Source organism: Bacillus cereus group sp. BfR-BA-01310 (assembly GCF_022664325.1).
Lineage (GTDB): Bacteria > Bacillota > Bacilli > Bacillales > Bacillaceae_G > Bacillus_A > Bacillus_A paramycoides.
Genome location: NZ_JAKUHD010000020.1, coordinates 26,493 through 43,383 on the forward strand (window position 1 = coordinate 26,493; position 16,891 = coordinate 43,383).

Consider the following 16,891-nt stretch of genomic DNA (forward strand, 5'->3'; position numbering starts at 1 on the left):
ATGTTGTGGTTAAAATCTTTATTTATTGTTTTAATATTCATCAGTCAGATGTATGTAATTAGTTTTCAATCAAGTGATGAAGGGAGAGATGAAAGAGGGAAAGAAATTCAATATAAAACAAATAATGTGTTGTTCAACGTCTTATATTTAGGTATTATTGGACTTATTACTTTTCATTTGGTAGATATTATTTCTGCAGAACTTCTACCTAATATATTGTTATATTTTATGCTTTCATTAAGTGTGCTAGGTAGTGTTTTTATATTTATCAACAGACACAGAAAAAATTATTAATATATTGTAATAGTTAGGATATTAAACAAAATATTTCTTTTGAAAAATGAATTTTATATGCTAATCATGAAGGAATATAGTTGAACTGACAACTGTATTTATTTAAGTAGGCCACATAAAATGATCAATCTTTTTTATAAAAACTTAAGGAGTCCAAAATTAAAACCCACACATTTTGATCAAACTTTTTCAAAGCGTGTGGGTTTCTTCTATTTATAAAATCAATATTTGCAGCAATACTTTGATCAAACTTTAATTCAAACCAACACCTTGTGAGAGTGGGGTTCCCCCTTTTTCCTTGCTACCGATAATGTTGCGTTATGTTAACCTCAAATGTATAGGGTATGAATTATTTCTTTTTCAACTAACAACGGGCAGTTCAGTTGAATAGTGTTGTTTAACTTGTGTTCAACAATCGGGCCATTTTATGAAATAGCACCCAATAAGAAATAATTGGATATTCATGCTGAAATCTAATTAGGTTTGTGAAGTAATGTATCTAAACTAACATGAAAATAAACTTCTGTAATTAAAGGAAAAAGGCAAAACTAAAATAGACGCAGCTCATTCAATTTTTTTAAAAAGAAAGCGTCTAATTCATTGATCAATTATTATAGTTGACTAGATTAGGAAGCTTCAGGTTCTTGCGACGTAACTGTGTATCCAAGACTTTGTAATCTTCGGAATGAATGTCGAATAATTGATTGCTGTCTCTGTTTGTCAAACTAGTCTTCGGCTAAATCCACATACATTTAATGTGAAAAAACATCAAAAACCTCATCAACCAAAGTTTGAAAGAAAAATGGTATCTTTTCAGATTGTTGGCGAAAAAGAACTGACGTTTTAGCAGGGGAGTGTCTTAATTAAACATTGGGTGATGTGCTATCCCTCATGGGGTTGTTTAGCAGGACTGTTCCAATAAGTGTTACTATTTAGTTGTTCCATCAATAATTACTAAAATAAGGTAAAATGTGTAGGGATGGAGAGACTAGCGATAAGTTTAGTATCTGAAAAAACTAATTTTACTGGTCAGTGAAGGGGGATCTGTATTCGATATGTTAAAAGATGATATTATTTTGGATGAGCTGCAACAATTTGTTTCTGGGGAATCTATTCAACGCCAAAGTATGAAGACTAGCCTTGCTGATTTTATACTGTCATCTGGTGAAACGTCAAAAGCTGCAAATTGGATAGTTAACTATATCGAGAGCTTATGTCATGACAAGCATGATAAGGGTGTTTACACTCAAATGAACAACCCTGAATTAATTGCTGATTTATTAGAAGTGGCTTATGAAAGTCTGCGTAGGGACGCTGATCTGCAACCATACGTTACGCAAATCACACGATTATTGTATATTGACAAAAAGGAACGAGATACATTAGATTCTGAACGATATGTTCAGTACCGGGCAGCTGTGATGTTGGATGAATTAATTTCCTTAAACGTTTCGTTGCCACCGGAAGTAGTAGAGCTGGTGTTATCGGATTATTATAGAAAGGATATACCGACAAAAGAGTTCATTTGCAGTATATGGTGGAGATTGGCTGAAAGAGGCATTAATATATCCAATCATATAAGTTCACTTGTCATCAATGTTAATAACCACGAATCTTCTACTCTCACTAATAATAGTATACTAGCTTTATGGGCATGCATTCGCAGGGGATTCTTTGATACACCTATCCCTGATAGTAATCTAACTTACCACGTATGGCTTTGGCATATGACTACAAGCTGTGTTGGTAAACTGAAGAAAAGATACGAAGAACCTACCCGCTCAGTGGCGGTCGGCTGTCTTCTTGAAACTGCAAGGATATACCCGGAGACTCAATCTTTGATTCTAGAGTGCATGGATAAATGGGGAATTGCAGAACCAAAGCGTCCACGTAGTGATTTTCAACGAGATTTAAAAGAGCTTTTTTCACGTTGCGAAAATCATCCAGGCATAAATTGCTTACCAGAGAATTATGTTATTACTAAAAGAGGAATCATGTCGAGATCTAAATCTAAATCGTAATTCAAATAACGTAAGGATCGTACGAATCAAGTTTGGTTATTTTGAAAAAGTAATTGATAATAAAATAATGATAAAAAGATGTGATTTTTTTGCTTAATAAATGTATTATACTGTAATTAATTCTTTAGGTTGTTATTTATGAGTTCTAGTAATTTTGGGTCATAATAGTAACATTTGGTTACAAGTGAACCTTTTTATTTGTACTAACGGGGACTTTAGTAAATAATAGAGTAACTATTTTGGAATTCTTTAATATTCAATAATCGAGCGCGTTTGTTGAATAAGCGTCTCTGTTCTAATTAAACTAACGGAGTGCTTTAATTGAGTAAGAAACTAAAACCTTTTCACTTCCGCTTTCGAAAATTATGTAAATATGAAACCCCTTCAGCAAATAAATTGAAGGGGTTTTTTCTAGACAAAGTGACTACTGACAAGTGCTTTTATGTTAGCTTGGTAAAAACACGTTATATAAAAGGGTTTCCTTACTTTTATCGAGAATATACTTATGTTCTTGATTTGTTAACTAAAAGGGAGCGTTAATGATGAAATTTAATCAATTATTTTTATTTATTATTGGGGCATTTGTATGTAGTTTAGTATTTAATTTTGTTACAGGTAAATTTGAATGGAATGTTTTTTTTTTATTGATACTAGGGGCAATTTCAGGTTATCAAATTGGTAAAAATGAAATCAAAAAACAGGTAAACAACATAAATTAAACTACGGATAATGATGCGTTATGTTAACCTGACACGAATATAGTATTCATAATATTTTGGTATGATAGAGCTAATAAAATGTCTTACATAGGGAGAGGAATTTTAATGAAAACTATTCAATCCGTTCAGTTAGATTTCATTGTTCAAACAATGAGTAGTTTTAAATATCCTTGGTTTATTGCTGGTGGATGGTCCATTGATTTAGGAATAGGGAAAATTACAAGAGAACATGAAGACATAGATATTTGTATTTTTAGAGAACATGCTCAAGAAGTTCTTAACTATTTCAATGATTGGGATATTTACGTTGCCATTCCTGGGGAAGGAAGATTGGAACCATGTTTAACTATAAATGATTTGACCCTTCCAAGATATGGATTACACTTGCATAAAGGGCAAGATTTTATTGAGATTCTGTTAACCGATCGAAACGAGGATAAGATTTTGTTTCGCAAAAACCCAAGTATATGGATGAGCTGTAACCAATTTGTTCGAGAAGATATTTTAGGTAGAAAATTTATAGCACCAGAATGGCAATTATTATTTAAAGCAAAAGAAGGACGAATAAAGGACGAAGAAGACTTTAAGTCATACTTACCGTTTATGGATAAAGAGCAAAAACTATGGTTATCTTCAGCTTTAAAAGAACAAATTCCTTCTTCTTCATGGATTGAAAAACTAAATATATAACTGTTCTTCACTATACAAACAAAAAAGAATTATTGTTTTAACTTCCGCTAACGAGAATTATGTAAATAAGCTGTCCATATGGGCAGCTTATTGTATTTTTTGCTTAGCGTGGTTTTTTTCAAAATGCTATACAGAGATAATAAAGTTGTTTAAAAAACGCCAGTCATGTTATTCAACAATCGGGACATTTAATGGAATAAGAATCGTAAATATAATTGGATATTTATGTTAATATTAGCGTAGATTTTGTGAAGGATTATCTTAATCTAAAGTTGCAGTTAATTTTTTTGGTTGAACAAAGAAGTAGTTTGTATGGGTGTAGGTATTTAAATAACAAGGTAGACAAGGAGACTGAAATGATAAACTTTGTTAAGCAAGAAAAACTTAAATGTTCTACATGTGGGAATGAAATCAGAGAAAAACAGATTATGAGGAAAAGGCAATTTACAATCGGCAAGATGTTCGTAATCGCCATACTAATGCTAATGATAAGTGTTAACGGAGTTGTATTTGCAAACGATAACGAATCTACAAATGGTAGTCTTGATATTTCTAAGATTGATAAGTTTATGACAAATGAGATAGAGAGACTGAACATTCCTGGTGCATCATTGGCTATCGTAAAGGGAGATCAAGTGGAATATATACAAGGATATGGTGTTTCAAATCCAGATGGGACAAAAATGACATCGCAAACGCCAATTGTTCTTGGTTCGACTACTAAATCGTTCACGGCTCTTGCCATTATGCAGTTAGTGGAAAAGGGAAAAGTTGCCCTAGAAGAACCGGTGCAATCCTACATACCTTGGTTTCAAATTGCAGATGAAAAAGCATCTGCAAAAGTCACAATTCAACATTTACTAAATCATACAAGCGGTCTTTCTACAAATGATGGTCAAGTATCTATATCACAAGGGAATAAAACATTAAAAGAACATATTAAAAGCTTGGCAAATACAGAATTAACATATTCTGTGGGCGAACAATATCAATACTCGAATTTAAATTATAACATTTTAGGCTTAATCATCGAGGAGGTTACGAATAAATCGTATAAAGAGTATATCAATGAATTCATATTCAAACCGCTTGAAATGAACAATAGTTATGTTAACCCAAAAGATGATACAAACAATGCAATTGCGACTGGATACCAAACTGTATTTGGATTAAAGGTGCCGACAAAGCAATTAATCCATGAAGGAACTGTTTCTTCAGGTTACCTTATTTCCAGTGCGGAGGATATGGCAAATTACATGATCGTACAATTGAATCAGGGAGAATTCAAAGGAAAAAGTATTTTATCAGCGAATGCAATGACCACAATGCATTATCCATCAGCACTCATGGGGAATGATACCTACTATGCAATGGGATGGGAAGTGAATAGTGAAGGAATCTCCCATAATGGATGGACAGAAAACACATACTCAAAAGTTGTGCTAGATGGGGAGTATGGCATTAGCTTGCAGATCAATTCAATGGATTATCTTAATCTTAATGAATATGATGCCATCATAAGCGGGATAAACGAGCTGGTACATAATGAAGAACCTTCTGTATCTGATAGCAATCCATTTATGAAATATGTAATTATTGATTTGATTTTACTGGCAATAGTTGCTTTAATTGTTTGTTCAGCTTACAGAATTTTCAAACCTAAAAATCGTAAAGTAACAACATTCCGTAGGATTCTAAATGGGTTGTCTATATTAGTATTTAACTGGCTGCTGCCATTGATTATTTTAATTGGATTTCCTAAATTATTTGGTCCTTTGTCCACGGTAACATTATTTGCTCCAGGAATAGGACATCTCTTATTTTTAATACCTTTGCTCTCTATAATTGTGGGAGTCGTTAAATTAGGTAAGGTAACACTAACATTAAAGAAAAATGTTTTCGATACATAAGCTGAAAAATCGTGATTGATTTTATTAATTCTCTCCCTAGTAATTGAAAAAGTATGTTATTTTAATTTCATTTAATGCTCCTATCCCCATTAATATTTTTCAATAGGAGATCAAGTGCGATAGATACTATCAAAAGGGGTGCCATCATTTTTTATTGAACTAAAGGGGCTTTAGTTCAATAAGAAATAAGTGATTTTGTTTTTAGGGCTCGTTCATGATTTAACCAATGTTAAACTAACTTTAGATTTTTAGGAGGAAAATAATGAGTGAGTATATTATTGTTACTGATAAACCAACAATTGATAAATTAATGTTGACGTATTTTTCAGTAGTAAGTGACGAACAATTTAAGAAAGCTTTAAGATGCTTTTCTCAAAAAAGGGGATATGGAGAAGAATTTGTAGCAGTTCTTTTTAAATATGATTTTGATGATTTTGATGATTTTGATTTAGCACAGCTTTCGAAGCCCATAGATGATTCTCATGTGATATTAGAAATGGACTATCCTGCTGCTGATAGAGATACTCAAGTCTATTTAACTTTTAATGAATTTTATAATTATTTGATTAAAAGAGTGTCGGCTATTATAGAGGATAATCCAGACGAAAAATCTGAGTTAAATAAGCTGTTATTAGAAGTGAAAATAGGATTAAATTTATAAAATTGTCTATTTGGGGTGACTTGGTTTATTAGGTTGATAGCAATGGGCGATACCCCTTATCTTACAAAAGAAATAAACACTCTTATTTTTAAGGCAAGTAAGTAAATTTTATTTCATTAATTAAAGGATATGTATACAAAAAAAGAACCTTAAGGTTCTTTTTTTGTATACATATCCTTATTTTTCAAATTCTTTGAAAGTATCTTTTAAGTCTTTATCCGTTACTTTTATATCAGCTTTTTTAAATAAATCTTTAAAAAATTGTTGTTGCCATTGTTGATCTTGTAAACGTTTTGTTTCTAATTCCTTACGAATATTATCTTTTTCTTGATCAAAAGGTTTCAACTCTTTTTTCTCTGTTAATTTAATAATATGATAGCCATGAGACGATTTTACTGGATCGCTCACCTGTCCAACTTCTAATTTATAAGCAGCTTCTTCAAACTTAGGATCATTTTTACCTGGACCAAACTCTGATAATTCCCCACCTTTTTCTTTTGAACCAGGATCCTCCGAATATTGTTTTGCTAATGCAGCAAAATCTTCTCCATTATTTAACTTTTCTTTAATTTCCTTCGCTGTTTTTTCTTCTTTCACTAAAATATGGCTTGCTTTTAATTTTGGTTTATAATAATCTTTTATTTCTTTTTCTGTCACTGATGCTTTAACAGCTTTTTCAAAAGCTATTTGTGTTTTTAATTTATTTTTAAGTTCATCTTCATTTTTAACACCTGTTTGTATTAAATACGTTTTAAAATTATCTCCCATCTGTTTTTTTACTTCTTCAACTTTTTTCTTTGCTTCATCATCTGAAACTTTATATTTATCAAGCAAAATTTTATCCAGCATCGCTTGCTGTAGAACAAGCTTTCCAGCTTTTTCTTTCAAATCTTTATTAAACTCTTCTTTTGTTAAATTTCCTGATTTAGATGTAGCAATATTTTCTGAATTACCGCATGCTGATAATAACAAAATACTGCTCATTACAGTACCAATAAAAATACGTCGTTTATTCAATCGTTTGTACCTCGCTCTACAAATTAATTTATAGTTCAATATATCAAAAAATATATGATATATTTGCTGTTTTTTTAATAAAATTAGACCTTTATAAGAAATACGTTTCACATATTTTTAATGTAAATGTAATTATGGATTTACATTAGAAATAAAGATTTACTCCCTTGTTTTTTGGTGTGAGTACCGGTTAGTTGTGTAGGGGTAAACCACACGAATTTAACGAAACTGAATATAGGGCTAGCACCGCATGCCCTTTAAGGGGCATGTATGGAGACACCATATAGGTGAGATATTAAAAAGCTAGCATTTTGCTAGCTTTAACATTATTTTGAAGTAAGTGCAACTAAAACATCTACTGGATAGTCAACGGAGGTTTTCACTTTATATTCTGTCGGACTTTTAAGATCCTTAAATTGATCACCAAATTGATCACCAAATTGATCACCAAGTTGACCAAAAAGATTATCCCAAACACCGCTTTGTTCAGACATCCATTTTTGCAATTTTTCTCCTGGAACAATTGAATATGTTGCTACCTGTTGATATAATGCAGTTCTATATTGATCATATGCATAATCAGCAGGCTTTGGATTAAAGTCAAATGTTTTTGTAACGGTACTTTCTGAATTTAGAGTAACACCATAACCAAAACTTGCAGTTAATGATTGGTTTACTTTTGCAACTCCCTCAAGACCCACTTCCATACCAATTGTATATGATAATCCTACAGTTAAATTATGCGAAATACCACTTGTAACCGCTTTGCTCCAATGATAACCTGAATTTTTATCGACTACATTTGAATCAATTAATTTCCAATTCACTTCTTTTTTCAATTTAGTATCTTCTAAAATTGGATCAGTTTTAGGAATTGCTATTGTATATAATACGTCGCCTTTATTTCCAGTTTTCTCATAACTCTCTCCATCTTTAAGCCAAGTACCATCAGCTTTTATAATCTTATATTTATCATTAGCATTACCTGTTATTCCATAAACTCTTGCCCCATTAGACTTAGCAACTTTATCTACATATACATAATCAATTAACTTTCCATCTTCTGTTGACACATGCCATTCATTAGGAAATTCTTCATAAGGTCCTGTAGGAATGTAAGGAAGTTGCGTACCATTTTTAGCAACCTGAGCTGCTGTCATAGGTGCTTTTCCTTCTTGAGCACTAATTACTACTGGAGCACTTCCTACGTTTGTGGTATTCGTATCTGCTGAAGAAAATCCTGGTGCTACAAATAAAGCTGTACTTAATACAAATGCTGCGGGAATTATTTTTTTCATACGTTTCATACTATTTCTCCTCTTTTTTATTATTCCTACAAGATTACAAAAATAGGATTATACTATAAATTGTTTATACTTTTAATGTGGAATAAAATCACCTTTGATAAAATTATCTTATTATAAACATCTTTCAATTTCCTTTCGTAAATGTTACAAAAGTCTTTCATTGATTTTAAAGTCTTTGAAATCTCTATATGGGGTACCGCTAACATTTCGAAAAATTTGTACGCTAAGCTTATTTTCAAAACGATACCTCATAAAAAAAGAACCTTACTTAAGATAAGATTCTTTTTTTCTTTATCTATTAACTTTTTTCATTTTACTTACAAAAAGACTAATGATACCGGTAGCTATCAATGAATAACCAATTGGTAGTAAATAAAATGGTTCTACAAGAGTACCATCCGGTGTGACTTTAGATCCAATCGTATTAAAGCTAACTAAACATCCGACTCCTAAAATAAATAGTATTAAAGCTAAAATATATTTTTTCATTTCAATTTCTCCATTTGTAAGTTTATTTAATACATAATAATTGCTGTATAGTCAGTATTATAATCCCCTTGTATAAGTTAGTACTATTTAAATACATGACAAAAAGCTTACAAATTAGTAAGGTATGGACAGGAAACTCTAAGCGTATGAAATCCACGAAATGTTGGTGCTACCCCAAAATATACGAATACAAAGAGTTCCCCGATAAAATTAGCGGTCGCTGTGATAATTGAGGCAATACCTCATTTAAAAGTTCCGTTAAAGATTTCATCTTTTTAAGAGAATGTCGTCAATGCGGTATGAAGAAAATCATATAGCCCTATCCAGGGCTTTTTTCTTTGTAAAATAAAAAGCACCCGAATGGATGCTTAATATTTCTAATTCTTAAAAGTAAAACAGATATAGAAATTCTATTTTTTACAGATGCGGAGGGAGCAATATATGAATCGTTTCCGTATTCCGTACCCCAAGAATAGTCTAAATCCTTAAGTTGATGGATGTGTGGTACCCTCTCCCATGAAGTCAAGAGTTTTAAGTAGAACCTAAACAAAAAATTTTCTTTCGCTACAGCTAGTTACTTATAAGAACACATCTTATTTAAATCTTCGTACAGATATGTAATTTTACATATCCAAATAAAGGGAATTGATATACAGAGCGTGATTAAATTATATTGAAAATACTTAAGTTATCTTTAATATTTTCAATAGTGTGAAATAGTTATTTTTTTAAGCGGATATATCAAGTTGTAACTATTATAATTGCTTAAATGATATTAAACAATAATTTTAGAAGTATAATATTTCCACTCTTGTTAATACGTAATAACTAAAATATTGAATGTAATCGACAAAATTCTACTATTTACGCATTAAAAATTTAATGTTTTAATAAAGGTGTAATTGGTATGACCACTTAGGGGAGGAGAAGATTACACTAATAAACGTGCAGTAAAGTTGCAGGTAACATTATGTCGCTTTGAATTATCTAAATACTCAGTTATTTTAAAGGAATTTAGAAGCATAAAATTATTACATTTGAAAAAAAGCATTCTATGTTTCTACATCGAAATAGTGATTTTATTTTATTCCACCGTAAAAGTATAAGCAATGTACAGTAAAATTTCATCACTTGTAATCTTGTAGAAGTAATCAGAGAAGAGGAGAGATAACATGAAACGTATGAAAAAGATTATTCCCGCAGCATTTGTATTAAGTACAGCTTTATTTGTAGCACCAGGATTTTCTTCAGCAGATACGAATACTACAAACGTAGGAAATCTTCCAGTATTAATTAGTGCTCAAGAAGGAAAAGCACCTATGTCAGCAGCGCAAGTTGCTCAAAATGGTACGCAACTTCCTTATATTCCTACGGGTCCTTATGAAGAGTTTCCTGGTCAATGGCATATTTCTACAGAAGATGGAAAGTTAATTGATTATGTATATGTAGATGTTGTTGCTGGAGGGAATAATACATCAGGAGATGAAATAAATTTAACAGGATATAAGGTTGTAAAACCCGATGGAACTTGGGTTGAACCTGGTCAAAAAATTTCTTCAATATCAGGAAATAAAGGAGATGTGCTATATTCAGTAGCGATTCCTAAAACAGATCCAGCAGCAGCGGATACGAAATTAAAGAAAAAACTAGATTGGAAATTAATTGATTCAAATGTAGTAGATAAAAATTCCGGTTATCACTGGAGTAAAGCTGTTACAAGTGGTGTTTCTCATAATATATCTGTAGGATTATCACAAACGATTGGGATGGAAGCAGGTTTTGGAGATGTGTTTAAAGTGTCAGCTTCATTAACTTGGAGTTTTGGTTATCAAAATACAATTTCACAAGAAAATACAGTTACTAAGACATTTGATTTTAATCCAAAATCTGATTATGCATATGATCAATATAGAACGGCATTATATCAACAAGTAGCAAATTATTCAGTTGTTCCAGGAGCAGGATTACAAAAATGGATTTCTGATACAACTGCTAATGATCATTTGAATAAGTTATTCAATGCTTTAGGTAAGGGAAATATGCATGAATATAAAGTGAAAGAATCAGTTGATTATCCAGTAGATGTTTTAGTTGCTCTTACATCTAAGTAAAAAATTAGGTTCAGTTTAATTCCCCTAGCATGTGGAGATAGCAACTATTACTCTATTAGATCCACACAGTTATGATAATGTTGATCTATATGATTACAAAGAACCTGATTATAGTAATTCCATAGCTTCAAATCACTTAATGATTATTTATCTTATTGCATTTTCGATCTAATTAAAAAATAAAGCTATAAGCCAAGAAAAGGCACTCATTACGGTGCCTTTTCTTCTTCGAGAACGATAATTATGTAAGTGAGCTGCCTATATGGGCAGCTTATTGTATTTTTTGCTTAGCATGGGGTTTTTCCAAAATGCTGGCGGTACCCCATGCCCATCAACTTAAGAAATGAATTGTTCCCCAATTTGAGTGAATGGGTAAAGCCTCAGATAATTATTTTATCTTTTCTAATTAAAATGAATTTTATGTCTTTTCTCTTGTTTTCACCATATCTATTTATCATTTCTAATGTCCGCTAATGCTTATAGCGTGATTTGGTTCCATTGCTACACAGACCCCTTCTTAAGTGAGAATTTTTCATGATATTTATGAAAGGGTTTTGTTATATTTTTGAAAGAAAAATGAAAGGAATATAAACTAAGATAAACTTACGAATATATAATAAGTGAATACGAGAAAAATATCTTTCGTTATTGATGAAGGAACAGAGGAGATGTAATGTATGAAAACAAGAATTGCAATTATAGAAGATGAAGATAATATACGAGAGATATGTAAACGGTACTTAGAAAGAGAAGGGTATGAAGTATACACTGCTGTGAACGGAACAGAAGGATGGAATGTATTTCAACAATACCAACCAGATCTAATTATTTTAGATTTGATGATGCCGGGAAAAGATGGATGGGAACTATGTGAGGAAATTCGCCAACATTCTAATGTACCTATTATTATGTTAACCGCGAGAGGAGAAGAAAGAGAGCGGATTTTAGGATTAACAATGGGAGCGGATGATTATGTAACAAAACCCTTTTCACCTCGTGAATTAGTATTGAGGGTACAAATTATATTAAGAAGAGGAAGTCAAGTAACAATTCAAGGAATAGAGCCTGCATCAGGAATGATAGAGTTTCTAGATTTGAAAATTGATCCAACGAAAAGACGTGTATTTGTTTGTCAATATGAAATAGAGCTAACGGTGAAAGAGTTTGATGTGCTGTATCTCATGGCAAAACATCCTAAACAGGTGTTTTCACGGTCTCAACTTCTTGAACAAATTTGGGGATTTGAGTATGAAGGATGTACAAATACAGTAACTGTATTAATGAGTCGTTTACGTGAAAAGTTGGAGAAGCATGCAACAAAGAACCGTTGGATTCATACAGTTTGGGGCATCGGTTATTGCTTCGAATCAGATGGAGGAAATGATAAGTGAAGTTACGAAATCAACTTTTATTGATGAATCTATTAAGCACGGGTATCATGGTAATTTCTATATGGTATAGTGAAAGGCAAATGTTACTTAGACCAGAACAGACACGGTTATTAATAGTAATTGTAATTGTAGCCATGATTATCTCTACGATTATTTACTGGCTAATGACACGTCCTATTATGAGATCTATTCAAAATTTAATCGCCTTAACCAAACAATTTAGTGATAGACAATTTGGGACGATGTACATAATAGGGAAAGAACCGGAAGAGTTTAAAGAATTAGCGACAGCTTTTCAAGAAATGGCCCAAAAACTAGACGAAAGCTTTGCTAAGTTAGAAAAAGGAGAAAAAGCACGTACAGAGCTGATTGCGAATATTTCCCATGACTTACGAACTCCTATGGCTAGTATACAATTGATGGTAGAAGCGTTACAAGATGGTTTAATTGAAGACCCTGATATGAAACAACAATATTTAACGACAATCCTAAATGATATACAACGATTAAGTGGATTAATTAATAATTTGTTTGACCTTTCTAAGTTAGAACTTGGACAAGAAGTTTTTCATCCAAGTTTAATACATGTAGATAGCATTCTATTAAAAGTAATAGATTCACATGCTATCTTATTGCAAGATAAAGAGATTGATTTGCAATTGTACGTTTCTGAGACATTACCAAGACTTTGGATTATGCCATGTAAAATAGCACGAGTTATCAATAATTTGTTGCATAATGCGATTCGGCATTCTCCTATAGGTGGAACTATCGAATTAATTGTTGAGGAAAATAAACAGAAGCAGCAAGTTCAATTCACCTTGCGTGATGAAGGGGAAGGTATTTCCTACGATGATCAATTACGTATATTTGAACGCTTTTTCAGAACAGACCCATCAAGAAGTTCACAATCTGGAGGTTCTGGACTTGGTTTAGCCATTGCAAAATCGCTAGTTGAAATGCATAAAGGACAAATTGGTGTTCAGGACCGTCAAGATGGGAAACAGGGATGTGAATTTTGGTTTACTCTTCCCGTTACACTAGAAAAGAAATAATGCGGTTGAAAGATTTTTTTGTCAGCAACCCATGTATCTAGAAATGAAACATCCTTCAAATTTTCTGAGGTTTTTTTCATTTACATAAGCAAAAAAATGTGAATCACGAAAATAGAAAAAAGAATCCCTTATTTTTTTGGGGATTCTTTTTTTCTAAAACTTGCTCACATAAATGATCTGCACATCAATTCATCCCTGATATACAGATCATTTGTATGATAATTTTTACAAATACGTGCAGAGAATTATATTACATGAATGCTTTTATAAGTGTTGTTACTAATGGAAGTACTCCACCTAAGAATGTTAAAACTGCTGTTGCGATCACCATAATTATTTCCTCCTTTTGAATATTTAGATATTATGAATCTTTATACCCTCATTGCAGTAGGCGCTTACATTATTATCAATACATTTCGATATGCAATATTGCATATGATTTGTATATCTAACTAAAAAGATAATCTATAAAGCTAATGAACATGCGGGTTTCCTGCTTTATTTGTTAGTTTCATCAGCAAATACGTTAGACCTTTGAAAGACTTTTGTAACATTTATGAAAGAGAAATGAAAGATTTGTTAGCTAGGATGGGGCTTATCTACTAGTAGACGATGCACACAGATAGTAAAACCATTAGTGAAAATAAGGAGAAGTTAAGGTATGTATATGAAAAGAAAACTGTCTATATTTACATTTTTAGCACTAATATTTAGTTTGATAGTTACTGTTCTTCCTACAAATTCTGCTTATGCAGCTGGGGACAATCGTATACTGGATATTTACGGGAATCCGGTTCAGACATCTAAAAATTATATATTGGTAAATAAATTTGTACATGGTTACCTTATTCCTGAGCGTATAGCACCTGTAGGTAAGAATAGACTTGGAGTAACTTATGAGAAGTTTGCGGGTTGGCATTATGCAATTCAGTATAAAGACAAATCTTATTATGGTACTGCTGAAACTTATAAGGATACAAAAGGTAATGAGTACTATGGTACACCTATAAATCTTGAAAATCCAGATGGGGTAGAAAGTGATGGATATATAAGACATAATACGCCACTTACCATGTCAATGTGGATTGGGGGACCAAATGCTGAGGCAGGAGGAGTTAAAAAATATATCAATGCAGGAAATCGCGGATGGATTTATTTTAGCGACCAATCAAAAAGTACGTTAACAGTTCAGGAAAAACATTCAAAGGAAATATTTTTTATAACAGGTAAAACTGATTATCTTAGAGATAAAATGGGAAGACCTACTGATTGGTACAATGCAGATCCACAAAATTCTGAGTATGGAGTTACATCATATTTCGGACTAGAGACTTCAGGGCAACCATTTTCAAATCAAGATAAACTATGGGGAAGCTCTATGCCACCACATCTTGCTGGTTATGAATTAGTACCTTTACCATAGAACTTTATCCGGCTATTCGCGGGCAGACTAAAGTTCCACTTTATATAACTGTACTTATTAGTATGTAATGCGTCTGACAGTAAGGGAAGAGAAAACCCTATAAAGGAAAGTTAAATTATCTATAAAATGGAGGAATAAATATGAAAAGAAAAATTTTAGCTATAGCTTCTGTAATTGCTTTAACGGCTCCTATCCAAAGTGTGGCATTTGCACATGAAAATACTCACCAAGATCCACCAATTGCTTTAAAATGGTCAGCGGAATCTGTACATAATGAAGGAGTAAGTTCTCATTTATGGATTGTAAACAGAGCAATTGATATTATGTCTCAAAATACGACTGTGGTAAAGCAAAATGAGACAGCTCTATTAAATGATTGGCGTACTAATTTGGAGGAAGGTATTTATTCAGCAGATTATAAAAACCCATACTATGATAATTCCACATTCGCTTCACACTTCTATGATCCTGATTCAGAAAAAACGTATATTCCATTTGCTAAACAAGCAAAGCAAACGGGAGCAAAGTATTTTAAATTAGCTGGTGAAGCTTATCAAAATAAAGATATGAAAAATGCATTCTTTTATTTAGGATTATCACTTCATTATTTAGGGGATGTCAACCAACCAATGCATGCAGCAAACTTTACTAACATTTCGCATCCATTTGGCTTCCACTCAAAATATGAAAACTTCGTTGATACAGTGAAAGACAATTATAAAGTAACAGATGGAAATGGCTATTGGAATTGGAAAAGTGCAAATCCAGAAGATTGGGTTCATGCATCAGCAGCTGCAGCAAAAGCTGATTTCCCATCGATTGTTAATGATAATACGAAAAGTTGGTTCCTAAAAGCAGCAGTATCACAAGACTCTGCTGATAAATGGCGTGCTGAGGTAACACCGGTAACGGGAAAACGTTTAATCGAAGCACAGCGTATTACAGCTGGATATATCCATTTATGGTTTGATACGTACGTGAATAACAAATAACAAAATACACTTATACATGGCAAAAGTGGTTCTATTGCAAAGTTTGAAAAAAGCCTAAACAGGTTGATAAATGAGGAATAATGTTTAGGAAGTAGCTAGTAATTGTTGAAGTTCATTGTACGTTGAAAAGGCGGAGTCTCTTTGAAGACTTCGCCTTTGTTTATATAGGGCATGAGTGGTTTCAATACCTTTTATCGTACGTGAAGCATGACGAAGATTTTGAAATCCTGCAGATTTGACAAAACGCCTCTTTACATGCCTATGATCAATGAATTGTATTTTGATAAAATCCTTGTTTTCTTAATTTGTTAAATGCACAAAGTAATGCCGGCGCCTTGACTGTAGTGAGAACCGTTGTTTCTCCAAAATGTTTTAGGGTGTTTTTTCCCATCCCCCCAAAAAGGGGGAATAAGGGAAAAGTACACTCTACTCCTTTTCAAGTGAATCTTCTCGTACCAACCTGGGGTTCAGCCGAGATACGTGTAAAATCAGGTCATAGTAATACATTTTTTACCAAACGTTGTTTTTCAGTGATATTTGTAATATAAACGTTCGTTTTTGTTATGTTTTGTATTTAAAAATATGAAATCTCCTAACCGTTGAACTAGCTGTAACAAAATACTGTATCAAAAATAATTTGTAACATTATTAGTAAAACACCTTTTTGTTACACTTAAATCCAATAATGGAAATAAAATACATGATATGACCCGAAATTATATGTATCTCGGCTGAACCCATGTTAAAAAAATTTATCATCGACTTTTCGACATAATTAGACAAAACGTTCTATCTTAATATGTTATTTTAT

At 32.2% G+C, this 16,891-nt stretch carries 14 protein-coding genes and 2 pseudogenes; 12 read left to right on the forward strand and 4 right to left on the reverse strand.

The genetic code is table 11. The features are described from left to right. The 6 genes from MR109_RS24390 (at position 1) to MR109_RS24415 (ending at position 6,295) form a co-directional block, all read left to right on the forward strand. Positions 1-294: a hypothetical protein gene (locus tag MR109_RS24390; protein WP_098308644.1), complete on the forward strand. Its 294-nt coding sequence runs from the start codon at positions 1-3 to the stop codon at positions 292-294. A gap of 1,055 nt (positions 295-1,349) precedes the next feature. Then, complete coding sequence (locus tag MR109_RS24395) at positions 1,350-2,315, forward strand: hypothetical protein (protein WP_242274151.1); 966 nt, start codon at positions 1,350-1,352, stop codon at positions 2,313-2,315. A 542-nt stretch (positions 2,316-2,857) separates the two neighbouring features. After that, the gene (locus MR109_RS24400) at positions 2,858-3,034 is read left to right on the forward strand and encodes a D-alanyl-D-alanine carboxypeptidase (protein ID WP_242274153.1); all 177 of its coding nucleotides are present in this window, start codon (positions 2,858-2,860) and stop codon (positions 3,032-3,034) included. A gap of 105 nt (positions 3,035-3,139) precedes the next feature. Continuing rightward, positions 3,140-3,724 (forward strand): nucleotidyltransferase domain-containing protein, encoded by a 585-nt coding sequence (locus tag MR109_RS24405; RefSeq protein WP_242274155.1) that lies wholly within the window; start codon positions 3,140-3,142, stop codon positions 3,722-3,724. Positions 3,725-4,080: 356 nt separating this feature from the next. Beyond that, a complete protein-coding gene (locus tag MR109_RS24410) occupies positions 4,081-5,634 on the forward strand; it encodes a serine hydrolase domain-containing protein (protein ID WP_242274157.1) in 1,554 nt (517 codons plus the stop codon). 262 nt (positions 5,635-5,896) lie between these two features. After that, entirely contained in the window at positions 5,897-6,295 is a 399-nt protein-coding gene (locus MR109_RS24415) for a hypothetical protein (RefSeq protein ID WP_242274158.1), read from the forward strand. Positions 6,296-6,472: 177 nt separating this feature from the next. Here the strand turns inward: MR109_RS24415 and MR109_RS24420 are convergent, their stop codons facing one another. From MR109_RS24420 to MR109_RS24430, 3 genes are all read right to left on the reverse strand, one after another. Continuing rightward, positions 6,473-7,312, reverse strand: coding sequence for a peptidylprolyl isomerase (locus tag MR109_RS24420; RefSeq protein WP_242274172.1), 840 nt, complete (start codon positions 7,310-7,312; stop codon positions 6,473-6,475). 326 nt (positions 7,313-7,638) lie between these two features. Further along, the gene (locus MR109_RS24425; RefSeq protein ID WP_242274160.1) at positions 7,639-8,619 is read right to left on the reverse strand and encodes a hypothetical protein; all 981 of its coding nucleotides are present in this window, start codon (positions 8,617-8,619) and stop codon (positions 7,639-7,641) included. Between the two features lie 291 nt (positions 8,620-8,910). Next, the gene (locus MR109_RS24430; RefSeq protein WP_242274161.1) at positions 8,911-9,108 is read right to left on the reverse strand and encodes a DUF3955 domain-containing protein; all 198 of its coding nucleotides are present in this window, start codon (positions 9,106-9,108) and stop codon (positions 8,911-8,913) included. Positions 9,109-9,254: 146 nt separating this feature from the next. Between MR109_RS24430 and MR109_RS30460 the strand changes: the two are divergent. From MR109_RS30460 to MR109_RS24455, 6 genes and pseudogenes are all read left to right on the forward strand, one after another. Further along, a pseudogene (locus MR109_RS30460) lies at positions 9,255-9,425 on the forward strand (DUF8096 family protein). 855 nt (positions 9,426-10,280) lie between these two features. Beyond that, positions 10,281-11,219 (forward strand): hypothetical protein, encoded by a 939-nt coding sequence (locus MR109_RS24435; protein WP_242274163.1) that lies wholly within the window; start codon positions 10,281-10,283, stop codon positions 11,217-11,219. A gap of 677 nt (positions 11,220-11,896) precedes the next feature. After that, positions 11,897-12,610, forward strand: a complete 714-nt coding sequence (locus MR109_RS24440) for a response regulator transcription factor (RefSeq protein WP_242274164.1) — start codon at positions 11,897-11,899, stop codon at positions 12,608-12,610. Beyond that, positions 12,607-13,665: a sensor histidine kinase gene (locus tag MR109_RS24445; RefSeq protein WP_098308765.1), complete on the forward strand. Its 1,059-nt coding sequence runs from the start codon at positions 12,607-12,609 to the stop codon at positions 13,663-13,665. The genes MR109_RS24440 and MR109_RS24445 overlap by 4 nt, the downstream gene beginning before the upstream one ends. Before the next feature lie 661 nt (positions 13,666-14,326). Next, the gene (locus MR109_RS24450) at positions 14,327-15,088 is read left to right on the forward strand and encodes a hypothetical protein (protein ID WP_048374344.1); all 762 of its coding nucleotides are present in this window, start codon (positions 14,327-14,329) and stop codon (positions 15,086-15,088) included. Between the two features lie 140 nt (positions 15,089-15,228). Then, on the forward strand, positions 15,229-16,080 hold the full coding sequence (locus MR109_RS24455; RefSeq protein ID WP_048374343.1) for a phospholipase C: 852 nt from the start codon (positions 15,229-15,231) through the stop codon (positions 16,078-16,080). Positions 16,081-16,164: 84 nt separating this feature from the next. Here MR109_RS24455 and MR109_RS24460 read toward each other — a convergent pair. After that, a pseudogene (locus MR109_RS24460) lies at positions 16,165-16,465 on the reverse strand (DDE-type integrase/transposase/recombinase); the annotation flags it as partial. Positions 16,466-16,891: the final 426 nt, after the last annotated feature.